Below are 23,694 nucleotides of genomic sequence, written 5' to 3'. Positions count from 1 at the left end.
CGGGCATGCTGAAATCACCAGCAGATAACGGGATACGCTATGCCCACTATCGACATGAACAGCGATGTCGGCGAATCCTTCGGCCGCTGGCGACTGGGCGACGATGCAGCGATCTTCGAATCGGTCTCCAGTGCTAACGTAGCCTGTGGATTTCATGCCGGTGACCCGTCGACACTAGCCGAAACTTGCCGTGCCGCGGTCGCAGCCAACGTGACCATCGGCGCGCACGTGGCCTACCGCGATCTAGCCGGCTTCGGCCGGCGGTTCATCGATTATGCGCCGGACGAGCTCGCCGACGATATCCTTTATCAAATCGGTGCGCTCGGCAGCTTCGCGAAAGCCGCGGGCGATCGCGTGCGCTACGTTAAACCGCACGGCGCGCTCTATAACGCCATCGTGCGCAATGAAGACCACGCCCGCGCGGTGGTCGATGCAGTGACGACCTACGATGCCTCGCTACCTATTCTCGCCCTGCCCGGTTCGGCCGTTCTGGACATCGCCGATCAACGCGGCGTCCGTGGTGTGATCGAGGCGTTTGCCGACCGATCCTACAACCCCGACGGCACCCTGGTATCGCGCCGCGAACCAGACGCCATCATTCACGATGACGACACAATCGTAACCAACATGATCCGGCTGGCCGAGGAGCAGTGCATCATTGCCCGCGACGGCTCAAAGATGACCATCGCCGCCGAGAGCATCTGCGTGCACGGCGACAATCCGTCGGCGGTGGCCACGGCCACAGCCGTGCACACCGCGCTGAAAAACGCCGGCATCCAGATCGCACAGTTCACATGAAGCTGCAGGGCCTGCGCTGGGCCGGCTCCCGGGCACTGCTGGCTGAGCTGGATTCGCTGGACGACGTGCTCGCGCTGCATGCGCATGTCGCGGATGAGCGGCTGCCCGGCCAGATTGACCTCGTACCGGCGGCGCGCACGCTGCTGGTCACTTTCGACTCGCACCGCAGCGCCGCGCGCGCGGCCGAACGGCTCGCCGATATCGACGCACCGCCCATTAACGATCGCGCCGGGCGAACGCACGAGATCGAAGTCGTCTACGACGGCGAAGATCTAAACGCTGTCGCCGAGCTGACGGGGCTGGATATCGACGGCGTGATCGCAGCCCATACCGGCCAGACCTGGCGGGCAGCGTTTTCCGGCTTCGCCCCCGGCTTCGTCTATCTGGTCGGCGAAAACGATATCCTGGAGGTGCCACGCCGCGAATCACCGCGCACCGAAGTCCCCCCTGGCGCGGTCGCACTGGCAGGTCCGTTCAGTGCCATCTATCCCCGCCAATCGCCAGGCGGCTGGCAGTTGATCGGCCGCACCAACGCTCGGCTGTGGGATATTGAGCGCGATACGCCGGCCATGATCCAGGCTGGCGACACCGTGCGCTATGTCGCAGTCGACCGCCTAAGCGAGCGTGAATCCGCCCCCGCACCGGACGAAATCGCACCGTCCTGCGGGGCAACCGAGCCGTCGCTCGAAATCATCGATGCCAGTTTGCAGTCGCTGATCGAAGATCTGGGACGCGCGGGCCAGAGTCATCTCGGCGTCTCCGTTTCTGGCGTGGCCGATGAGTCCGCGGCCCGTCAAGCCAACCGCCTGGTGGGTAACGCGGCCGGCGATGCGGTTATCGAAACCGTGCTCGGCGGACTGACTATCGTCGCCCGCGGCGATCTCGTGTTGGCCTGTACTGGCGCAGCCGAGAAGGCCACGATCGATGGCCCAAACGGCCGCCGCCGTGTGGCTGCCCGAAGGCCATTCTTGCTGCACGATGGCGAGACCTTCGCGCTTGAACCGCCGTCGCGCGGGCTGCGCAGTTATCTCGCGGCGCGCGGCGGGCTCGATGTGCCGACCGTGCTGGCAAGTCGCTCGCGGGATGCGCTGTCCGGCATCGGACCCGCGCCGCTGACCGCCGGCGACAGACTCGCAGTTGGCGAAGCCGGGCCGACCCACGTCGTCGGCGCGTCGGAACCTGACACGCTCGCCCAACCCGATGAAGACGGCGCCGTTGTAGTGCGCGTCGTGCTCGGCCCACGTCACAACTGGTTCAACGACGAAACAATCGCGCGTTTCACGCGCACACATTGGCAAGTCACCCAGCAATCCAATCGCATCGGCGTGCGCCTAGCGCTGCCCGAGGATGGCGATAACGGCGCACCGCTGACGCGCTGTCGGGACGGCGAACTGCCAAGCGAGGGCGCGGTGCCCGGCGCCGTTCAGATTCCGCCTTCCGGTCTACCCGCGCTCTTTCTCAAGGACCACCCGGTAACCGGCGGCTATCCGGTGATCGCGGTCATCCTCGCCAGCGATTTGCCACGCGCCGCCCAGCTAGCACCGGGCGACACGGTGCGTTTTGCCATCGTCGACCCCGACGGGCGCCCTTCTCATTCACCAACCGGCGATTCATTGGCCAGCATGCCGGACGCGCGAGACCTCGAACAATGAACAAAGTACTGATCGCCAACCGCGGCGAGATCGCCGTCCGTATCGCCCGTGCGGCACGCGATGCCGAACTCGCGTCCGTCGCGGTGTATGACGACAACGATGCCGACGCTTTGCACGTGAGGCTGGCCGACGAGGCTTACGCGCTGGACGGTGGAACCGGCGATACGACCTATTTGAATAGTGACAAACTGCTAAAGATCGCCGAGCGTGCTGGCGCCGATGCCATCCATCCCGGCTACGGCTTCCTATCCGAGAACGCGGATTTCGCTCGGGATGTCAGCGAGGCCGGGCTGGTCTGGATCGGCCCATCACCCGAGACCATTGAGAAACTGGGCAACAAGGTTACCGCCCGCGAGATTGCGGTGGCGGCCGGCGCGCCGCTGGCGCCCGGCACCGACGGGCCGGTCGCCGACGCGGACGCCGTGCGCGCTTTCGCCGATGAACACGGCCTGCCAATCGTGATTAAGGCGGCACACGGCGGCGGCGGGCGCGGCATGAAAATCGCGTACCACGTCGAGGCAATCGAGGACGCCTTTGAGTCCGCCGTACGCGAAGCCAAAGTCGCTTTCGGGCGCGGCGAATGCTTCGTCGAACGCTTTCTGGAAAAACCGCGCCACATCGAGGCCCAGATTCTGGCCGATACACACAACAACATCATTGTCGCCGGCACCCGTGACTGCTCGCTGCAGCGCCGCAACCAAAAGCTCGTCGAGGAAGCACCAGCGCCCTATCTAAGCGACGACCAGCGCGCCAAGATCCACGAATCGGCCAAGGCGATCTGCCGCGAAGCCGGTTATGTCGGGGCGGGCACGGTTGAATACTTGGTCGCGCCGGACGGCTTGATTTCGTTTCTCGAGGTCAACACCCGTCTACAGGTCGAGCATCCAGTAACCGAACAAACCAGCGGTATCGATCTAGTACTCGAGCAATTCTCCATCGCCGACGGCAACGCACTGCGAGTCACCGAAGATCCGGCGCCGCACGGCCACGCCATCGAGTTTCGCTTGAACGCTGAAGATCCGGCGCGCGGTTTCCTGCCGTTCCCCGGGACCATCGAGCGCTTCGAAGCGCCGACCGGGCACGGCATCCGCATGGACTCGGGCGTGCGCTCCGGATCGGTCGTGCCCGAAGCCTTCGATTCACTACTGGCCAAACTAATCGTCACCGGTGCCACGCGGCGGCAAGCCCTGGCCCGCGCACGCGCCGCTCTCGACGAACTAGTCGTCGAGGGCGTGCCCACGGTCGCGCCCTTCCACCGCGCCGTGCTCACAGAGTCGGCCTTCACCGCCGAGTCATCCTTTAGCGTCTACACGAACTGGATCGAAACCGAGTTCAGCGAACGCCTGGCCGCCTCGCCCGAGCTCGCCGCCGCCGCACCCGACGCGCCGCGCCAACGCTTCACCGTGGAAATCGATGGCAAGGCCATGCAGCTCGGGTTGCCCGCATCGATCACTGCCGCCCTGTTCGATCCGGCGCGCGGCGGTGTCGGGGCTGTCGAGGCACCAGCCGGGGATGTTGCGGCCGACAGTGCCGCGGTCGTCGCTTCGATCAACGGCAGCTTCGTGAAATGGGCCACCGCAGATGGCGAGCAAGTCGAACCGGGCGATGCGTTGGCCGTGCTGGAAGCCATGAAAATGGAAACCACCATCACGGCGCACCGCGCCGGCACCTTCTCGCATAGCCAGCAACAAGCCGGCGATACAATCGCCAGCGGCGAAGTCCTGGGCACGATCGAGTAGACCCCATCTGCGTATGGCGTAACGGGCTGACTTCGCTGCCGCCCCGGTTGGACGGTCGAGCCAATCGGCATGCAGCTCGCTGGTACAGAATCTAAACTACGACCGAATCGCGTATCGGAAGGATATGTAATCGCTCGCCCGCTGTCGTGTGCGAGAGCTTCGGAGTTCGGCGAACGCCATGGACGCAATGCAAATGCTGGGGGATAACGAAAAGCAGGCCCGGGCCGAGCACGCCCATACCGGCTCCTGGGTGGCTGGCATCCTGCGCTCGCGCATCGCCGAGGGCCAACTCACGCCCGGTACGCGCCTGTCCGAACAAGCGCTGGCCAACGCGCTCGGCGTATCCCGTAACACGCTGCGCGAGGCGTTTACCACGCTGGCTGGCGAATCAATCGTTACACGCATTCCCAATCGCGGTGTGTTCGTCGCCTCGCCCGACGCCGATGAGGTCCGCGAAATCTACAACGTCCGCCGCGCCATCGAACCCGGCGCCGTTCTCTGGGGCACGCTGACCGACGACGCACTGGCGCACATGCAGCGGATCGTCGACGGCGCGCTGGCCGCACGCGACCGGGGCGATATCCCGGCCATGGCCGACGCCAACCAAGACCTGCACAAAGCGATCATCGCGCTTACCGGCAGCCACACGCTCGAACAGCTCATGGCCCGGGTGCTAGCCGAAATGCGACTCGTCTTTCACGCCATGGCTGCCATGCCGGATTTCCACAGCCGCTACGTCGAGCGCAACATCGCGCTGGTCGCTCTACTGCGCGACAACCGGCGCCTGGAAGCCGCACACGACCTGCGGGACTATCTGGATCTCGCCGAGTCGGAACTACTGGCGCATATTGCGGCCGATGCGCACTGACGCCTTGATTCGGCGTGCCCCGCATCGCCGCGCAGACCACTCATAACCCCACCAACTCGGCCAAGCCGCCCAAAGAACTCACACCGAGATAGACCGTGAGCAACCAGGCAATCACGCCGATACCGAGCAGCCATTTCGGATAGGCATACCCTTGCAGCAGATCGCGGCGCCGCCAGGCCACCCAGAGTAGTATCCCGAAGCCGACCGGCAGAATCAGTCCGTTGAACGCGCCGGCAAAGATCAACAGCGTCTGCGGTGCTTGCCCCAGCGCGGCATAGGTCGCCGCACAGAACACGATTAACACGACCGTCGCCCACTGGCGCGTGCGGTCGGATGTCGCCGACTGCGTGACAAACGAAATCGACGTAAACGACGCACCGATCACCGACGTCATCGCCGCCGCCCAGAGCACGATGCCAAACAGCCGCATGCCCACTTCGCCGGACGCCGCCCGGAACGCATCGGCCGCTATATTATCCCCGGACAGCGCCACACCGCCGGCGGTCACGCCCAGAATGGCCAAAAACAACAGCACACGCATGGTGCCGATGATGAGGATGCCCATCACCGAGTTCACCGCGATTTCACCAACGTAGCCCGGCCCCGTCACCCCGGAATCCAGCAGACGATGTGCCCCGGCGTAGGTGATATAGCCGCCCACGGTGCCGCCGACCAGCGTCGTGATCACCAGAAAATCGACTTTCTCCGGCCAGACCGTGTTTTTCAACGCCATGCCGACTGGCGGACTCGACACAAAAACGACATAAACCATCAGGGCGATCATCAATGCGCCCAGCACCACCACGATGCGATCGAGCGCCACCCCGGCTCGGCGCACCGAAAAGATCCCCACCGCGACCGCCGCCGACACGGTGCCGCCGATCTTCGGATCCACACCCAGCATCGCATTGGCGCCCAGGCCAGTGCCGGCAATATTGCCGATATTGAACACGACACCGCCGAAAAACACGAGCACCGACAGGAGCCAACCGAGCCCCGGCATCACCCGATTGCCGAGTTCCTGGGCGCGCAAACCGGCAACGCCCACAACGCGCCAGACATTCAACTGCACTGCGATATCCAGTAGCGTCGAGACCAGGATTGCGAACGCGAACGCTGCTCCGAGCTGCACGGTGAACACCGTGGTCTGCGTGATGAAGGCCGGCCCGATCGAACTCGTGCCCATCAGGAACACCGCGCCCAAAAGCGTGCTGCGTGGAACCGTGGATTCCTTCCCCAGTTCTGTCGTAGTGGATGTCGTCATCCGCCGGTCCGGTTGTGCGAGAGAATATCGCTACAAGCTAGCAGTTGTTGAACAATAATTACATTAGATTGTTCAACAACTTTAGTCGTAGATCAGAGCGCATAAACAGCAGATGGATGACGGCCCTGAGAACGACGGATCATCCCCGTTAGTGCGGACGCTTCATTATGCGGAGGTCGAGCATTAGTCAGGCCGTGCGATATCAGCGTCGGGCCAGCGTTGCTAACCGGTAGTGCCGAAAGGTGGACGACTAAGGCAAACCGGCGTTTCAAGGCACGGGGCGTCCCTTGACCAAGAGCTAGTCACACGCAAACGGAAGCTCGAGGTCGTTTTATATTAGTTTCCACTTACAGCTTCCAATGCGAGTAAGGCAAAACTGGACAACCAATGGCTGCCCATATAGTCAGTTTCCAGGTGAGCCAAGCCAGCTTCCAGATGGCGCTCGCCGGTTTCTTGCATTATGGAAATGCGAGGATCGCCAGCCGGCAAGTTATCGGCTAATTCATACCAGCACCAGCCTCGCGTTAGATTCAGACCATCCAGATGAGCTAACTTGCCATCCGTCCGATCAGTAACCAGAGCCGGTTCAAACAAAGTGGCGGGCTCACCCGCTTCTAATCTTGGCAAATAGGCTCGGAACCAATCGCTGAATTCGCTATGGGTCAATACACGCTGCATGGCCAGTGCCTCGATCAGCGCAGGCGATAAAAATTCGTCCCCGCCGGGCTCCCAGGCCGGTTGGTTGCGATCGTCCCCATACCAAGCACGAGCTTGCTGGCGTAGCAGCATTGCCATCGGCTCGTCACCAGCTGCTTCGGCATAATCCAAGCCCAGAACGGTCGCAAATGCACTATTGCTATGAACGCCAGCGCGTATCGGGTAACTCTGCTTCGGCCAGTACGCGTGCCAGAGCGAGAGAACACGGTCGGCCAGTGGCGCCAGACGGCGGCTGGCAGATTGCAACGATGGCTCGGGGTGGCGCGCCAGCTCCGAAGCCAATTTGACGAGCCAGGCCCAACCATAGGGGCGTTCAAAACCAACTCGCCCTGGCGGATCGAAATAGGCGGTCTCAGCGGCCACAGCGGCCGCCGTTATACGCCGTTCAAATAAGTCGATAACGGCATTACGCCTGTCAGGGGACAGTGCATCGCCCGCTGCCAGACGGGCGAGCAGCCAGTAACTATGAACGCATGAATGCCAATCGAAGCTGCCGAAAAAAATTGGATGCAGGTGACAAGGCCGGGCTGCATCCTCGGCGCCATTCATCATATGCGTGATGTGATTTGGAAACTCACGCTCAACATGGCCGAGCGCGATGGTGGCCAAATAATCGGCGTTTTTTGTATCAAGGTGAAACATCGATGGCCTTAAACGCGAAAGACAAGGAAATACATCAGGGCAATATTAGCCACCAGCATCAGGACCGCCGTGGGGAATTGCACCTTGATTACGGCATGCTGATCCGGAAGCTCTAGCAAAGCCGCCGGCACGATATTGAAATTGGCTGCCATAGGCGTGACCAAGGTCCCACAAAAACCCGAAAGCATGCCGATCGCCGCCATAACCGCTGGGTCGCCGTGCATCGCGTTTACGATGAAAGGGAGGCCGATACCGGCGGTCATGACCGGGAAAGCAGCAAAGGCATTACCCATGATGATGGTGAAAAAGGCCATACCGAGACAGTAGGTGGCCACCACGACTAGATGGTCGGTCATGGGAATGACGGTCGTGATCAGGTTGGCAACGATATTGCCCACACCTGCCATGGCGAAAATCGCGCCTAATGCAGCCAGCAATTGAGGCAGCACCGCGGCCCAGCCGATAATATCCAGTAGCCGACGCCCCTCGGCCAGTGCTTTCGCCGGTCGCTGGCGCAGCATCGTAAGTGCCAGCAGCAGAGCAACGAGTGCCCCCGTGCCTAACGCGATCAAGGTCACATTGTCAGGTGCAACCAAGGGCTTACCGCCAATCGTCACATATTGATACCCCAAAGCTCCTGCCAAAGTAATCAGCGGCACTGCCAGTGCCGGAACAAACAACCAAGCGCCAAAGCGTGCTGAGCCCGCTTGCCGATCCGCTTCGTTGTGGGTGGGCCGCCGAGACACGCCCAGACCACCAAAAGCCACACACAGAGCGGACGCAATCACCAAACAACCAGCGACAAAAGCACTTAGCCAGCCACCAAAAATGAGGATGATCGCGTTGATGCCCCAGAAACAGGCATTCCGGTAACGCCGCGGATTCTCGCTATCCAAAACATTGATTATCGCGACCGCGGCAAAGAAAAGTCCATTGAGTACGTACAGCGTCGACAGATCAATCACGAGTTCACCTCGGCATTGTTCGCCACGCTAGTCACTGTCTTTGTGCGAGCTATATCACGATCCAGCAGCCATAATCGCAATCCATGTACACCAAAAGCGCAGACCGCACTCGGGACAGCCCAACGCGCAAAATCCAGGGGCGCGATATCGAAACCATGGGAGGCCAGAAAGCCTTTCATTAACAAAATGGACCCAACGGCAATAAATATATCCTCACCGAAAAAAGCACCAATATTGTCGACAGCCGCCGCATGGGCGCGAATGCGGTGGCGTAATGCCGGCTCGACCGAGCCGTAGCGCGTCTCAGTTGAAGCTTCAGCCATAGGCGCAATCAGCGGCCTTACCATTTGGGGGTGGCCGCATAGCGATAGCAACCCCAATGCCGATGTAATCTGGCGAAATAGCAGATAGAACGTCAATAAGCGCCCCGTGGTGGCCTGACGAACTCGCGCAATCAGCCTCTGAGCCTGCTCACGCAGCCCATTGCGCTCCAGCAAGCCGATTACGGGCAAAATTATCCAAATAACAGCTAAATATCGATTTTCAAGATAAGCACCACCTAACGCAGACACCACTTTATGTGGACTCATGCCAGCTGCCAGGCCAGTGACCAGGCCCGCAACAGTAACGACAGCAAGCGCGTTGATACGCAGGGCAAAGCCGATAATAACGACGACGACACCGATCAGCGGCCAGTATTCCATGGTTAAGACTCTTAATAAGTTATGTGATTATTTTGGATATCAAGAAACTACCAAACTAATTAAAGTTAAAATTGAAAAATCAAATTAAAAACATTGTTTTATAAATTATAAAAATATTGGTGAGCGGTATTAACACCGCAAGTATTTTCTCAAAGGCTTTGTATCGAGTTATCGACTCGCATCCAAGTGCATCACCTGCGCGATGACTTTTAACAATAAGAACGGCAGGGCACACGTTGCGCGGCAACACCCACAACGCGCCCAACAACGTGGGCACGGGAACCATGGATTGTCTGCCCGGTTCTGTCGTGTGGGTGCCGTCATCCGCTGGTTCGGCCGCACGAGAAATGAATGCCGCCACAAGCTAGCAGTTGTTGAACAACAATTACATTAGATTGTTCAACAACTTTAGTCGTAGATCAGCGAATACCGTCGGCCAGAGGATGGAATGTCTGCCCGAACGGCTAGTGACGTATTCGACAAGCAGCGCTATATAGCCAGAGAAACATCGATCGCAGCCAAGTTTGAGCGAAGATGCAGCAAGCTCGGGCCGCCCATATAAACGCGCTCGCTGTGGTCGTCGACCTCAAGCCGACCGACTGACCGGTGTGGCGGGCTCGTATCAGCGCCGTGGCATTAGCCACGGGCACCAAAGCATTTCCGGATGCGTTCGACGACGCCACGTGCACGCGCTGACAGCCCCGGGAAGCGTGCTTCGAAGCGCGCTTGTTGGCGCTGCACGAAAACCGAGTAAGGGGCTAGCAGTAGCATGGCCACGACCAGGAAAAGGACACCCTGGAGAATAGGCAAAATCACCCCGGCGATACCGAGCATGACGAAAAACACACCAGCACCAACTCGCAGGTGATCGCGCCACCCCATTTCAGCCCAACGGATGCGCCGGCGCGGCCGGGTGGGCTTGCCAGGCTGGCGCACGCAGCGAGCATTCTTTGTACTATCGCGATCCGATCGAGTCATCAGTTCGATTTATTGCGCGCAACCAACACACATCGCATAGCTTGTCGTCGCCTCAGCGTGCGATGCGCGAGAACCAGCACCACGATGCCGGACTTGCCATAGTTTGACACCTGAGCCGCCTCGAAGTGCCGTTGCAACACGTCGACCCGCATGACCGTACAAACCGCCTCGGCGTGACACGCTCCGCATAGCAGAGCTGTATCGATAATACGCCCGAGACCATGTGTTCGAACGACGCGGCAGCGATATATTCACGCTCGGCCGCGGCTGTGACGTTGATCACGGTCGTGACAACCACCTCGGGCATCGGCATCGAGGGGCACGCACAAGCGTATTCGGGCGCATTAGGCGCACCGAAACCGTGCTGTGTTCTACGCGAAGACCGCGTGCGCTAGCGGCAGGCTTATTTCGCCCCAAGTCAATCTAGACCAACGCTGACGCACGATTGGCTTCGGCCGTGCATCGCTCGATGAGTGCGCCGACAGAAGCACGCCACGTTGAAACGATTGCGCACCCGGGCTTAGGATCGCTAGTTCACTTGCAGGCTTTCCCCCGCGCACCAACCGGCTGCGCGCTGGAAACAGGAGTATCGTGTATGAGTAGTGAATCGGACACACAAGCCGCATTCAAACGAACACAGGATTTCGGCGAAAAACCAACCGAAGTCCGCCAGACCAACCATTATCAGGACGAATACGTCCACGGATTCGTAGAGCGCTGGGACGAACTGATCGACTGGGACGGCCGCGCCGCCAGCGAAGGCCGCTTTTTCATCGACACCCTCAAGCGCTACGGCTGCAAAACCGTTCTCGATGCAGCCGCCGGCACCGGTTTCCATTCGGTGCAACTCTTAAAAGCCGGATTCGACGTCACGACCGTCGACGGCAGCCCACAAATGTTGATTCAGGCATTCAACAACGCACACGAGCGTGGCCTGATCCTATCTACAGTCCGCAGTGACTGGCGCTGGCTATCGCGCGACATCGCGGGGCGCTATGACGCTTTGATCTGTCTCGGCAACTCGTTCACACACATTTTCGACGAACACGATCGTCGCCGAGCGTTGGCCGAGTTCTATTCGATGCTCAACCATAACGGCATCCTAATCCTCGACCAGCGCAACTATGATGCGCTACTCGACGGCACCTCGGGACCAGGCCATAAGTATTATTACTGTGGCGAGCATGTCTCGGCCGAGCCCGACCACGTCGATAACGGACTGGCCCGGTTCAAATACACTTTCCCGGGCAATGACACGTTCTACCTGAACATGTATCCGCTGCGGCGCGACTACGTGCACAAGCTCATGAACGACGTCGGCTTCCAACACGTTAATACTTATGGTGACTTCCAGAGCACCTACGACAACAACAGTGAGCCGGACTTTTTCATCCACGTCGTCGAAAAGGCATACCGCGAGTCCGACGAGGACATTATCAGCGCCGACTGGAAAGCCGAACCGCTGCCGGTGGAAGAGTACTCGGACGCCGTCAAAACCGCGCAAGCTTATTACAATAGCGACGACGCCGAGAATTTCTATGCCAGCCTCTGGGGCGGCGAAGACATCCACATCGGCCTTTATCAGTCCAACGACGAGCCGGTGATCGATGCCAGCCATCGCACGGTCGAACACATGGCCGAACAGATCGGCCCGAGCCTGCGTGGCGCCGAAGTCCTGGATATCGGCGGCGGCTACGGCGGCTCGGCACGGTATATTGCACGTGAATACCAGGCCAAAGTGGTCTCGCTAAACCTAAGCGAAGTACAAAACCGCCGCGGCCGACGTCAGAACCTCGAACAAGGCCTCGCCGACCAAGTCCGGATTGTCGACGGCGACTTCGAAAACATCCCCTACCGGGATAACAGCTTCGATGTCGTCTGGTCACAGGACGCCATGCTGCACAGCGGCAACCGGGTTCGCGTACTCGAAGAAGCCCGGCGTGTACTAAAACCCGGCGGCACGTTGATCTTCACCGATCCGATGGCCGACGATGAATGCCCCGAGGGTGTCCTCGCGCCGATCCTGGCGCGTATCCAACTCGACACCATGGGCTCCCCCGGCTTTTACCGTAAAGAGCTAAACCGTCTCGGCTTCACCGAGCGCGACTTCGATGTGCATACCGAACAGGTCTCGATGCACTACGGCCGGGTGCGCGAAGAGTTGAACAAACGCGCTGACGAACTGGTATCGAACGGAACCATTTCCCAGACCTATGTCGATAACATGCGCGAGGGGCTCGGTCACTGGGTCGATGGCGGCAAAGCCGGCTACCTGGCCTGGGGCATCATGATTTTCGACGGTTGATCGCAGACCGCTCGAAACGCGCCTAAAAAAGCCCCGGCTGACGCCGGGGCTTTTTAATGGACGATTGATGGCCGGCGACCCGACGGCACCCGACCACCGGATACCCTAAGCGGTTTGCTCCAGCCCGGCGTTGTTCTGATCGAACACGCGGTCGGCACGATAGGACGAACGTACCAGTGGCCCGGAGACGACTTCTAAGAAACCGCGGCTCAAACCCCACTGCCGATACTTGGCAAAATCGTTCGGCGGCACATAGCGGTCGATCGGCAGATGATTGACTGTCGGCCGCAAATATTGGCCGAAAGTGACGATGTCGACGCCGACCGCCGCCAGATCGTCGAGTACTTCGGCGATCTCATCTTCGGTCTCACCGAGGCCCAGCATCACACTGGTTTTGGTCAGCACATCCGGTTTATGTGCCTTGGCGTGTTCAAGCACGTCCAGCGTCTGGCGATAACCAGCGCGTGGATCGCGCACGACATGGGTCAGGCGCTCGACCGTTTCGACGTTTTGGGCGAAAACTTCCAGCCCCGAGTCCACGACCGTGTCGACGTGCTCATACTTGCCGTCGAAATCCGGAGTCAACGCTTCCACACGCGTGCCCGGGCAACGTTTTTTAACCGCTGCCACACAATCGGCGTAGTGCTGTGCGCCGCCGTCGGGCAAATCATCACGGTCAACCGACGTCAGCACGACGTAGTTCAGACCCATGATTTCGACTGAATCGGCACAATGCTCGGGCTCGCCGGCATCCAGCCAGCCGCGCGGGTTGCCTGTGTCGACAGCACAAAATTTACAGGCCCGCGTGCACGTGTCGCCCATGATCATGATGGTCGCCGTGCCGTGGCTCCAACACTCGCCGATGTTCGGGCACATCGACTCCTCACAGACCGTGGCCAGCCCGTGCTTGCGCACATTGGCTTTGACTTCGCCGTATTTGTCACCACTCGGCAGTGGCGCGCGCAGCCAGTCGGGTTTTTTGCCGTTGGGCGCGCTATTTTGCGCACGCGCCTTCATTCCATCCTTGATGGCGCGCGTACCGTTCGGCTTTTCAACTTTCTGCCCGGACGTCACCGGGATTCCTTTGAATTCACTCATTACAATTCCAGCGGATGGCTATTGCTTGCCGACCATGATACCAGCGCGCGCGAAGCGCACTGATTCAAATTATGACTGCGCCCCACTGGTCGCGATCTCCAGATAGGCATCGGGCACCTTGATCGTCAACGCGCCTGGAATGACGCGGAAATCGGCCGGTGTCTCGGTCAACAGCTCGCCATCAGTGTTGATCGCCATCGGCCGGCTGGTTCGAACACGCACCGCGCCCGCCTTGAACAATGACACGCCCGCAAGCTCCTGGTCGGGGCCGCGCACGAGCCCAGGCAACTTAGCCAACATGCCCAGAGGCGTCTGCGGCGCCAGGCTATAGATATCCAGCGCACCATCATCGGGCATGGCGTCTCGCGCCACCGCTAGGCCGCCGCCGAAATGGCGCCCGTTCCCGACGACTAATTGGATGGTATGCATGCTCTTGCAATGGTCGTCCCAAACAAGCTCTACGTCGAACGGCTCGGTCTGGCGATACGCCGTGACCACGTTGCCGGCATAACCAAGCGGGCCGAGCCAGCGTTTAGCCGCCGTGGAGCGATACTTGCTCGCGCGCACCGGCAGCCCAAGGCTGGCGACGTTGACGAAATACACATCGTTGCACTGACCCAGATCAATTGGCTGCGATCGACCGTGGATCGCGTTGCGGCAGGCACCCGCGATATCGGTTGGCACCATCAACGTGCGCGCGAGGTCATTGGCCGTGCCCAGCGGCACGATCGCGACCGGCACTGCAACCTGGATCAACGCGCCGGCAGCCATACTTATCGTACCGTCGCCGCCGCCGACTACGACCACGTCGACCGAACCGGCGTGCGCCGCAAGTGCGGCATGGAGATGCGCCGGCGTATCAGCATCGCGCACCACAACCGACGCACCATTGGCGCGCAGCGCATCGCGGACTTCGGCCGCATTCTGCTCACCGGCGCGCGATCCGCGATTGATGAGCAACAGCGCCTGTATCATTTCATGGCCTCGGCCGGGCCGTAATTCTGCGCATTTGGACAAGCCATATTCAATGCGGCCACCTCGAATTATTGTCAGACTGCATTGATTACAGGGAGACTAGTCCCGCCGGAAACTTTCCGCTGACTGTACCGGAACACAGGAAAAACATAATGCAAATACTCGATCGCGCTATCGGCGCTGCCAAACTCGATGTGGCTACTTACGAGGCAGTCGAGCACGATAGCAACGCCACACTCCAGGCCGCGTTAGTCGTCATCGTGGCCTCGCTACTCTCAAGTGTCGGCGTCGCAATCGCGCTTGGCCCCTCTTATCTGATACTCACCACGGTCGGCGCAGTAATCGACTGGGCGCTCTGGGCCACACTTTTGTGGTTTATCGGCACCAAGCTCGCCCCCGAGGCGACGACCGAAGCCGACATCGGCCAACTATTGCGCACTCTCGGCTTCGCCGCCTCACCCGGCGTGCTACGAATTTTCGTTTTTATTCCACTGATCGGGCCCATCGTCGCCTTTCTGGCTTCCATCTGGATGATCGTAACCATGGTGGTCGCGGCGCGACAGGCACTTGATTACGCTAGCACCTTGCGCGCAATCGTTGTTTGTGTCGCCGGCTGGTTAATCGCCGCACTGGTTATCTGGCTATTTTTCGGCACCGCTGGCCTCGGGATCAACGTTCCGCCTGTCTAACCCACCGATGCTCGATTTCGCCAAAATGCACGGCCTCGGTAACGATTTTGTTGTCTTCGATGCCGTTACCAATCCGATCACGCTCGACGCCGAGCGTGCGGCTTTCATCGCCGACCGCCATGTCGGCATCGGCTGCGACCAGATCCTTCTGGTCGAGCCGACAGAACATGTCGACGCGGATTTCGGGTACCGCATCATCAATGCTGACGGCAGCGAATCCGAGCAGTGCGGCAATGGTGCGCGTTGTCTCGCGCGCTTTATCGCCGAGCGCGGCCTGCATCAGGCAGGTGTGACCCGTTTAGCTACCCGCAACGGGCGCATCGACGTCGAAACACTCGGCGATAACCAGTACCGCGCTGCACTCGGCGTGCCGAATTTCGAACCGGCAAATATCGGGCTGAATGGCTTCAACGCGGCAACGCAATATCGACTGGACGACGTCGCCACACAAACGGTTGTATTCGACGCAGTCGCGGTCGGCAACCCGCACGCCATCATCGACGTCGGCGACATCAATCGCGCCGACGTCGCTGGACTCGGCCCAGCGCTGGAGAACCACCCCGCGTTCGAACATCGCGTCAACGCCGATTTTTGCGAGACTGTAGCGCGCAACCATATAAAACTTCGCGTTTTCGAACGCGGTGCCGGCCAAACGCTGGCCTGCGGCAGCGCGGCTGCGGCGGCGGTGGTTTCAGGCATTCGCCGCAGCCGACTCGACGACAACGTCACGGCCAAACTCCCGGGCGGCCAAGTCACCGTGGACTGGTCCGGGCCGGGCCACCCCGTCTATTTGAGCGGCCCCGCCAGCCATGTTTTCGATGGCACAATCAATTTGGAGTAACATTACGCAGGTGGGCGCGGGCCACTGCCCAGTCAGTTAACGATAATAAGTGATGAGCCAAGCAGAAACACGAGCCGTAGCCGAGCAACTCGACGAAGACGAGATCGCGACTTACCTCGAGCAGAATCCGCGATTCCTCGAACGCCACCCCGAAGTGCTCGAAACACTGGAGATGCAACACCAAAGCGGCAGTGCCGCGTCGTTGATCGAGCGCCAGGTCAACACACTGCGCGAAACCAACCGCACGCTCCAGCAACGCTATAGTCAGCTCGTCGATACCGCGCGTAACAACGAACAACGCGTGAATCAGATCAACCGCCTGGCCCAGGTTTTCGTGGGTATGGTCGACATCGATTCGTTTGTGACCGATTTTAGCCAGGTCGCAAAAGACGAACTCAATGTCGATCACATCTTCGTCGGCCTCGACAGCGAGGATGCTGTGCTACCCAACGACATCCATCGACTGCCGCCCGATACCGACGCCAGTCGCGCGCTGACCAATGTTTTTCGCCGTGGCAAACCAATCGTCGGCGCACTCGAAGAGCAACAAATCCACGCCCTATTTGGTGCTGATAGCGACAGCCAGAACCGCATAGAGAGCGCGGCCATGATCCCACTCGGCAAACGCGCGACCAGCGGTGCGCTTGTGCTGGGCAGCACCGATCCTGAGCGCTTCGTGCCAGATATGGGCACGCTGTTTCTGGAGCTCACGGGGCAATTGGCGACCACCGCGTTGCGGCGGCTGCTGGGCTCGAACGGACCGGCGTAAGCGCACCATGGGCGCGGCGCGCGAGGCCGATCACGCAGCCGAGTCGCTGACACCAACGGTTGACGGATTCATCGAGGCACTAACCGTCGAGCGCCGCGCATCCGAACACACCTGCGCCGCCTACCAGCGCGACTTGATCGCGACCGCTGAATTCTTCGCCGAGCGCGGCGCCGCCCGCTGGACCGATATCACTACAACCGATGTCCGGGCGCTGGTCGCCCACCGCCATCGACAAGGCCGGGCACCGGCCGGCATCGCGCGGCTGTTAGCCAGCCTGCGCAGCCTTTACGTCTGGCTGATCCGACGAGGCGAAGCCGACGACAACCCGGCCATCGACGTGCGCGCGCCCAAACGCGGCGAGCGGCTACCCGAAACCGTGGATGTCGACGACCTGAGCGCGGCGCTCGATCAAGCGCCGGGCAGCGATGTCGAGACCCGCGACCACGCGCTAATCGAATTGCTCTATTCCACCGGCATTCGCCTGGCCGAAGCGATTGGCCTGGACCTGACCAACATCGATCTAACGAACGGCCAGGCGCGAGTCATCGGCAAAGGCAACCGCGAACGCATCGTGCCCATAGGCGGTCGGGCCTGTGGCGCGCTACGGGCCTGGCTGCCAATCCGAGCCGGCTGGCGTGACGCCGACGAGCCGGCGTTGTTCGTTTCCATGCGTGGCTCCCGGCTATCGCGGTCAAGCATCGCAAAACGTTTGACGAGCTGGGCCACGCGCCATGGCCTGCCGGTGCACCTATATCCGCACAAACTACGGCATTCGTTTGCCACACACCTGCTGGAATCCGCCGGCGACCTACGCGCCGTGCAAGATCTGCTCGGCCACGCCCAAATCGCGACCACGCAGGTCTATACACATCTGGATTTTTCACGCCTGGCCACGGTCTACGATCAGGCCCATCCACGCGCACACACAGCAGAAAAAGATCAGAGTGATAACACTTAACGCGTGCCCAGATAACACGCTCCCAGAACCCCGAGGACGTTGAAACCCGCGTCGACGGCCCCACCTCGGTTGTATCGACATTTCGAATCACAGACATCGACGTGAATCAATTCGACGGCACAACCATTCTCGCCGTGCGCCAGGCCGGGCAGATCGCCGTAGCGGGCGATGGCCAAGTCTCGCTGGGCGACACCATGCTCAAAGGCAACGCTCGGAAGGTGCGGCGGCTTTATCATGACAAAGTCCTCGCCGGTTTCGCCGGTGGCACCGCCGACGCCTTCACCCTGTTCGAGCGCTTCGAAGGCAAACTCAAATCCCATAACGGCCAACTCACCAAGGCCGCTGTTGAGATTGCCAAGGACTGGCGCACCGACCGCGCTTTACGGCGACTCGAAGCCTTGCTGCTGGTAGCCGACGCGGAAACCACCCTGATGATCTCCGGTAACGGCGACGTGATCGAGCCCGAGCATGCATGCCTGGCAATCGGCTCGGGCGGACCGTTCGCGCAGTCGGCGGGCCGTGCGCTGGCCGAGAATACCGAGCTGGACGCGCCCACTATCGCCGACCGCGCGATGAATATCGCCGCCGATACCTGCGTTTACACCAATCACCACATCACCGTCGAGGTTCTCGACAATGGCTGAGCAAGCATCAAACGAGCTCGTCGCTAGCGACAGCGAAGACAATCAGACACCGATCCTGCCGGCTGACACCGAACTGACGCCGTCGCAGATCGTCGCCGAGCTAGATCGGCACATCGTCGGCCAGAGCGAGGCCAAGCGCGCGGTCGCGATCGCCCTCAGAAACCGCTGGCGGCGGATGCAGCTGGATGAAAACATCCGCGCCGAGATCACGCCCAAAAACATCCTGATGATCGGCCCGACCGGCGTCGGTAAAACCGAGGTCGCGCGCCGTCTGGCACGGCTGGCGAACGCGCCGTTCATGAAAATCGAGGCCAGCAAATTCACCGAGGTCGGTTACGTTGGGCGCGAAGTCGACTCGATCATCCGCGACTTGGTGGAAAATGGCATCAAGATGACGCGTGAATCGGCCAAAGAGCGTGTCGAATCTCAAGCAAGAGAAGCCGCCGAAGAGCGCATCCTCGACGCACTGCTGCCGAGCGCCGACAACAGCAATTGGTCCGAAAGCGATCAACAGGCCACCGAATCCACGGCGACACGCCAGGTTTTCCGTAAGCGCCTACGCGAAGGCAAACTCGACGACAACGAGATCGAAATCGAGTTGCGCCAATCCGGGCAGAGCTTCGAGATCATGGCACCGCCGGGCATGGAGGAGATGACCAATCAACTCCAATCCATGTTCCAGAACAACGCCAATCAGAAGTCCGAACGCAAGAAAATGCGTATCAAGGATGCCTATGACGCGCTGGTCGACGAAGAAGCGGCCAACCTGATTGACGAAGAACAGATCAAGGCCGATGCGATTCAGCTCGTCGAAAACGCGGGCATCGTGTTCATCGACGAGCTCGACAAGGTCTGTCGCAGCAGTGAAGCAGGCGGCTCCGGTGGCGACGTTTCGCGCGAAGGCGTCCAGCGCGACCTGCTGCCGTTGGTCGAAGGCTCGACGATCTCGACCAAATACGGCTCAGTTCGCACCGACCACATCCTATTCATCGCCTCGGGCGCATTCCATGTCGCCACTCCATCGGATCTAATCCCCGAACTGCAGGGCCGTTTGCCTATCCGAGTCGAATTGAGCGCGCTACAGGCCGAAGACTTCGTGCGCATCCTGACCGAGCCGGATTACTCCCTGACGGATCAGTACACCGCTCTGCTCGGCGTAGAAAATGTGGACGTAGCATTTGCCGACGACGGCGTTCAGCGCATCGCCGAAATCGCGTTCACGGTCAACGAAGGCACCGAGAATATCGGCGCACGCCGGCTACACACGGTCATGGAGCGATTGATGGACGAGATCTCGTTCGACGGCTCGGAACGGACGGGCGAGACCGTGCGCATCGATGCCAATTATGTCGACACGCGCTTGTCCGACCTGGCCGCCGACGAGGACCTGTCGCGCTACATCCTGTAGCGCGCAGGATCGCGTCACCATGGCTGAAGCACCCGACAACATTACGCTCAAGCGCCAATCGAAAACGCTGGTTGTCGCTTACCCCGACGGCGCCCACTTCGAGTTGCCGCTGGAATATCTGCGGGTTTATTCGCCGTCGGCCGAAGTCCGCGGCCACGGCGGGCCAATGGAATTGGTCACCAACAAGCGCGAGGTCGGCGCCAATTCGATCGAAGCAGTAGGCAATTACGCCATCCAGATCAACTTCGATGATGGCCATAATACCGGGATCTATACCTGGGACGAGCTCCGCTCGCTGGGCGACAACTTCGACGCCAATTGGGCCGACTATCTGCGACGCATCGAGCAAGCAGGCACCACGCGCGAGCCGATCCGCTTCAAGTAGCCGAATTCACTATAGGCGTGCATTGCTTATTGGGCTAGACTGTCACGGACGATACATACTGCCCGGCCGTCGACACCAACTTGAAGGCCGAGGCGCTTGGGGCTTTCGTTGAACGAAATCGGCCGTAGCGTACCCGCTTTGCAGCATAATCGAACCCACGTAAACGTGCGTACCGCGTGAATCTAATCGCCCAGCACGCCGATCTACTGCTGATCCTGGCGTGCATCTTCGGTTTTTTCATGGCTTGGGGCATTGGCGCCAACGACGTTGCCAATGCCATGGGCACCTCCGTCGGTTCCGGTGCGATCCGGATCTGGCAAGCCGTGCTCATTGCCGGCATATTCGAATTTCTCGGCGCTTGGCTGGCCGGAGGGCAAGTCACCCAGACCATTAGCAGCGGGCTGGTCAAGTCGTCGGTATTCACCGAGCAGCCCGGGGTGCTGGTCCTCGGTATGCTCGCCTCGCTGCTGGGCGCCGGCACGCTACTGCTTGTCACTTCACTGCGCGGCCTGCCGGTATCCACGGGCCAATCCATCGTCGGCGGTATCCTCGGGTTCGCACTGGCGGCAGTGGGATCAAGCCACGTCGATTGGTCCACGGTCGGCAAGATCGCGCTCAGTTGGGTCGCTTCCCCCATAATCGCCGGCAGTGTCGCATTCGTCCTTTTCGAGTCGCTGCGCACTCTGGTGCTCAACCATCGAGACCCGTCCGAGGGCGCGCGACGGTTTGCTCCCTATTATCTATTTCTGGCGGCATTCGTCGTCGCGCTGGTGACATTGGTCAAAGGCCTTGCCCACGTCGCCGTCGCACCATCGCTTCCCGTTGGAATCGCGAGCGCCGCCGGCATCGCCTTCATTTTTGCCGCCCTCAGCAAAATCGGTCTACGGCGGTTCCTGCTCAGCGCCAAAACCTCAGCCACCGATCGCTTTCGCAACGTCGAGCGCATATTCGGCTATGCGCAGATCTTTACGGCCACGGTCATGGCTTTCGCCCACGGTTCCAATGACGTCGCAAACGCCATCGGCCCCGTCGCCGCTGTTGCCAGCGTCATAGCGCATCCGGGCGCGCTCACCGCGCAAACCGATCTGGCCGGCTGGGTGTTGGTGCTCGGCGGCCTCGGCATCGTTTTCGGCTTGGCGACCTATGGCTACCGCGTCATGCACACCATCGGGCGCCGCATCACCCAACTGACGCCCACGCGCGGCTTCTGCGCCGAGCTGGCCACGGCCATCACCATTATTCTGGCGACCTGGTTCGGCATCCCGATCTCCACGACCCAGACGCTAGTCGGCGCTGTGCTCGGTGTCGGCCTGGCGCGCGGTATGCGGGCGCTGGACCTCAGTGTGCTCGGCACGGTCGCGCTGGGTTGGGTGTTAACGCTACCAGGGGCTGCGCTTTTCAGCGCGGCCTATTTCTGGGCACTTCGGCTCGGCTTCGGCGGTTAAAACCTGCTCATACGCCCAGTCCCCGCCGCTCGCCGGAAACGCATTACCACCGCGCGATCTCGAGTTCGAGCCCGGCGACTCGACGTAAAAGGCGCCGGGACGGGCAAACAGCGACACCGCGCTCCGCCCAGCCAAGAAGCGGCAAATCGGCGTGGGAATCTGAGTAAGCAATCACACCGGAGCCGTCGGCCGGCATACCCGATAACACACGCACGCGTTCGAGTTTTTCGGCATCACGACAATTGGCGCCGGCCAGGCCATGCAGCCGCCCGTGTGCATCCCAACACGAGCGCGTTGCGAGCACTTCGTGGATACCGAGCGCGCGCGCGATCGGTTCGACATAAATATCCACACTGGCCGAAGCCAGCACCACGCGCGCACCAGCGGCCTGATGGCGGCGCAGCGTTGCCAAACCTTCGGCACGCAGGCCATTCGCCACGACACGCTGGGCGAACGTCTCGGCCCACGCCTCGATCCGTGTGCGCGGCTCACCGCCTAGCAACACAGCAAGCGTTTGATGTTTCCACCACGTCAAATCCCGCCAGCGCCAGACGCAGAATAAACACGGCAGCAGCCGCAAAAGAGCCAGAACCCGACGCTTTCTGACATGGCGCAGATAACCGACCACAAACGGCAAAAGCGTGTCGAACCGGGTCAACGTGGCGTCGAGATCAAACACCGCGACCGACCACCGGTTATTGCTACTTTCAATCATGCTTCGCCCGCTGAAACCATCGTGCCAATTATAATCCGCCGACATGCTGTCGACGTTCCACTAACCAAAAGCTGATGCGCGACCCCAACCAGCCCACCCCGATCCAACAGCGCGCCCTCACCAAGCGTCTCGGTGACATACTGACTCGCAACGTACCGCTTGCGCCGCATACGAGTTTCGGCATCGGCGGTCCAGCGAACTTTTTCGCCGAACCCCAGACGCCCGAGGCACTGGCCCAGTGCGTGCGTGTTGCGCGCGAGCTCGGTGTCGATTATTTCGTACTCGGCAAAGGCGCCAATATTCTGATCGGTGACCGCGGTTTCGACGGGCTAGTTATCGCCAACAGAGCCAACGAAATCTCAGTGCGTGGTACGACGCTAAGCGCCGCTTCGGGCGCAGCAGTCTATCCCGACGTGATCGAAGCCGCCGTTGAACGCGGGCTTTCAGGCCTCGAGCATTATGTGGGCATCCCGTCGACTATCGGTGGCGCACTCTGGCAAAACCTTCACTTTCTCTCGCCCGCGCCCGAACGCGACCGAACTTTGTACATCGGCGAAATTCTACAGTCAGCCGCGCTGCTAACCGCCGATAACCAACGCCTCATCGTGGGCCCGGATTACTTCGAGTTCGGCTACGACCACTCAATTCTGCACCGCCGCGACGACATCGTCCTGAGCGCCTGCTTCGAACTAGAACCCGCGCCCGCCCATTCGCTGACGCGCATCATGGAGCAAAACCTGGCCTGGCGCGCAGCGCGCCATCCACCACTGGACAGCCAGCCGTCGGCCGGCTCAATTTTCCAAAAGATCGAAGGCATCGGCGCCGGCCGCCTGATCGACGAATGCAACCTGAAAGGCTTCACCCACGGCGGCGCCGCAATCTCCGAACGCCATGCCAACATTCTCATTAACCACGACGGCGCCACGGCCGCCGACGTCTGCGCATTGATCATGCACATCCAACAGACTGTATATAGCCACACCGGATACTGGCTGGAGCCCGAAATAAGCCTGGTCGGCTCATTCGCGCCGGTCAAACGGATCGACCCAAACGCGGTCAACGCCCGCTAACCCTCGGGGCGCATACCTAAGCACGAAAGCCGCACCGATCGCCACGATGCCGCGCCGCCCGCGCG

Annotated in this window: 23 protein-coding genes; 14 read left to right on the top strand and 9 right to left on the bottom strand. The window is 60.6% G+C overall.

Annotated elements, in window-relative coordinates; genetic code table 11:
- The first annotated feature begins 39 nt into the window (after positions 1-39).
- The 4 genes from HKX41_09145 to HKX41_09130 all read left to right on the top strand — a co-directional run bounded on the left by HKX41_09145 (position 40) and on the right by HKX41_09130 (position 5,057).
- Positions 40-798 (top strand): LamB/YcsF family protein, encoded by a 759-nt coding sequence (locus HKX41_09145; protein NNC24318.1) that lies wholly within the window; start codon positions 40-42, stop codon positions 796-798.
- Positions 795-2,450: a 5-oxoprolinase/urea amidolyase family protein gene (locus HKX41_09140; protein NNC24317.1), complete on the top strand. Its 1,656-nt coding sequence runs from the start codon at positions 795-797 to the stop codon at positions 2,448-2,450. Before HKX41_09145 ends, HKX41_09140 begins: the two co-directional genes overlap by 4 nt.
- Positions 2,447-4,189, top strand: a complete 1,743-nt coding sequence (locus HKX41_09135) for an ATP-grasp domain-containing protein (GenBank protein NNC24316.1) — start codon at positions 2,447-2,449, stop codon at positions 4,187-4,189. The genes HKX41_09140 and HKX41_09135 overlap by 4 nt, the downstream gene beginning before the upstream one ends.
- A 178-nt stretch (positions 4,190-4,367) precedes the next feature.
- Positions 4,368-5,057 (top strand): GntR family transcriptional regulator, encoded by a 690-nt coding sequence (locus HKX41_09130; protein ID NNC24315.1) that lies wholly within the window; start codon positions 4,368-4,370, stop codon positions 5,055-5,057.
- A gap of 40 nt (positions 5,058-5,097) precedes the next feature.
- On the opposite strand, the gene HKX41_09125 is transcribed toward HKX41_09130, so the two are convergent.
- From HKX41_09125 to HKX41_09100, 6 genes are all read right to left on the bottom strand, one after another.
- A complete protein-coding gene (locus HKX41_09125; GenBank protein ID NNC24314.1) occupies positions 5,098-6,321 on the bottom strand; it encodes a divalent metal cation transporter in 1,224 nt (407 codons plus the stop codon).
- A 336-nt stretch (positions 6,322-6,657) separates the two neighbouring features.
- Positions 6,658-7,680: a DUF2891 domain-containing protein gene (locus HKX41_09120; GenBank protein ID NNC24313.1), complete on the bottom strand. Its 1,023-nt coding sequence runs from the start codon at positions 7,678-7,680 to the stop codon at positions 6,658-6,660.
- 8 nt (positions 7,681-7,688) lie between these two features.
- A complete protein-coding gene (locus tag HKX41_09115; GenBank protein ID NNC24312.1) occupies positions 7,689-8,645 on the bottom strand; it encodes a DUF979 domain-containing protein in 957 nt (318 codons plus the stop codon).
- Positions 8,642-9,349 carry a DUF969 domain-containing protein gene (locus HKX41_09110; protein ID NNC24311.1) on the bottom strand — a complete coding sequence of 236 codons (708 nt, stop codon included), beginning with the start codon at positions 9,347-9,349 and terminating at the stop codon, positions 8,642-8,644. The genes HKX41_09115 and HKX41_09110 overlap by 4 nt, the downstream gene beginning before the upstream one ends.
- A gap of 79 nt (positions 9,350-9,428) precedes the next feature.
- The gene (locus HKX41_09105) at positions 9,429-9,710 is read right to left on the bottom strand and encodes a hypothetical protein (protein ID NNC24310.1); all 282 of its coding nucleotides are present in this window, start codon (positions 9,708-9,710) and stop codon (positions 9,429-9,431) included.
- Positions 9,711-9,985: 275 nt separating this feature from the next.
- On the bottom strand, positions 9,986-10,285 hold the full coding sequence (locus HKX41_09100; protein NNC24309.1) for a hypothetical protein: 300 nt from the start codon (positions 10,283-10,285) through the stop codon (positions 9,986-9,988).
- Positions 10,286-10,922: 637 nt separating this feature from the next.
- On the opposite strand from HKX41_09100, the gene HKX41_09095 reads away from it, so the two are divergent.
- The gene (locus tag HKX41_09095) at positions 10,923-12,632 is read left to right on the top strand and encodes a class I SAM-dependent methyltransferase (protein ID NNC24308.1); all 1,710 of its coding nucleotides are present in this window, start codon (positions 10,923-10,925) and stop codon (positions 12,630-12,632) included.
- A gap of 105 nt (positions 12,633-12,737) precedes the next feature.
- Here HKX41_09095 and lipA read toward each other — a convergent pair whose 3' ends face one another.
- Together lipA and HKX41_09085 are read right to left on the bottom strand one after the other, a co-directional pair.
- The gene (gene lipA / locus HKX41_09090; protein ID NNC24307.1) at positions 12,738-13,730 is read right to left on the bottom strand and encodes a lipoyl synthase; all 993 of its coding nucleotides are present in this window, start codon (positions 13,728-13,730) and stop codon (positions 12,738-12,740) included.
- Between the two features lie 69 nt (positions 13,731-13,799).
- On the bottom strand, positions 13,800-14,705 hold the full coding sequence (locus tag HKX41_09085; protein ID NNC24306.1) for a lipid kinase: 906 nt from the start codon (positions 14,703-14,705) through the stop codon (positions 13,800-13,802).
- A gap of 149 nt (positions 14,706-14,854) precedes the next feature.
- Here HKX41_09085 and HKX41_09080 point away from each other — a divergent pair, with 149 nt between their 5' ends.
- The 8 genes from HKX41_09080 (at position 14,855) to HKX41_09045 (ending at position 21,844) form a co-directional block, all read left to right on the top strand.
- Entirely contained in the window at positions 14,855-15,394 is a 540-nt protein-coding gene (locus tag HKX41_09080; protein ID NNC24305.1) for a hypothetical protein, read from the top strand.
- A gap of 7 nt (positions 15,395-15,401) precedes the next feature.
- Positions 15,402-16,235: a diaminopimelate epimerase gene (dapF, locus tag HKX41_09075; protein ID NNC24304.1), complete on the top strand. Its 834-nt coding sequence runs from the start codon at positions 15,402-15,404 to the stop codon at positions 16,233-16,235.
- 52 nt (positions 16,236-16,287) lie between these two features.
- A complete protein-coding gene (locus HKX41_09070) occupies positions 16,288-17,004 on the top strand; it encodes a DUF484 family protein (protein ID NNC24303.1) in 717 nt (238 codons plus the stop codon).
- Between the two features lie 7 nt (positions 17,005-17,011).
- Positions 17,012-17,962: a tyrosine recombinase XerC gene (locus HKX41_09065; protein ID NNC24302.1), complete on the top strand. Its 951-nt coding sequence runs from the start codon at positions 17,012-17,014 to the stop codon at positions 17,960-17,962.
- A 101-nt stretch (positions 17,963-18,063) separates the two neighbouring features.
- On the top strand, positions 18,064-18,606 hold the full coding sequence (gene hslV / locus HKX41_09060; protein NNC24301.1) for an ATP-dependent protease subunit HslV: 543 nt from the start codon (positions 18,064-18,066) through the stop codon (positions 18,604-18,606).
- Entirely contained in the window at positions 18,599-20,014 is a 1,416-nt protein-coding gene (hslU, locus tag HKX41_09055) for an ATP-dependent protease ATPase subunit HslU (GenBank protein ID NNC24300.1), read from the top strand. Before hslV ends, hslU begins: the two co-directional genes overlap by 8 nt.
- A 19-nt stretch (positions 20,015-20,033) precedes the next feature.
- Positions 20,034-20,399 (top strand): DUF971 domain-containing protein, encoded by a 366-nt coding sequence (locus tag HKX41_09050; protein ID NNC24299.1) that lies wholly within the window; start codon positions 20,034-20,036, stop codon positions 20,397-20,399.
- Between the two features lie 176 nt (positions 20,400-20,575).
- Positions 20,576-21,844, top strand: a complete 1,269-nt coding sequence (locus tag HKX41_09045) for an inorganic phosphate transporter (GenBank protein ID NNC24298.1) — start codon at positions 20,576-20,578, stop codon at positions 21,842-21,844.
- A 43-nt stretch (positions 21,845-21,887) separates the two neighbouring features.
- Here the strand turns inward: HKX41_09045 and HKX41_09040 are convergent, their stop codons facing one another.
- Positions 21,888-22,559: an HAD-IB family hydrolase gene (locus HKX41_09040; GenBank protein NNC24297.1), complete on the bottom strand. Its 672-nt coding sequence runs from the start codon at positions 22,557-22,559 to the stop codon at positions 21,888-21,890.
- Between the two features lie 74 nt (positions 22,560-22,633).
- Here HKX41_09040 and murB point away from each other — a divergent pair, with 74 nt between their 5' ends.
- Positions 22,634-23,629 carry a UDP-N-acetylmuramate dehydrogenase gene (gene murB / locus HKX41_09035; GenBank protein NNC24296.1) on the top strand — a complete coding sequence of 332 codons (996 nt, stop codon included), beginning with the start codon at positions 22,634-22,636 and terminating at the stop codon, positions 23,627-23,629.
- Positions 23,630-23,694: the final 65 nt, after the last annotated feature.

Source organism: Salifodinibacter halophilus (genome assembly GCA_012999515.1).
Taxonomy (GTDB): domain Bacteria; phylum Pseudomonadota; class Gammaproteobacteria; order Nevskiales; family Salinisphaeraceae; genus Salifodinibacter; species Salifodinibacter halophilus.
Note: the sequence above shows the minus strand (reverse complement) of the source record. Positions and strands in the feature narration are given on the sequence as shown.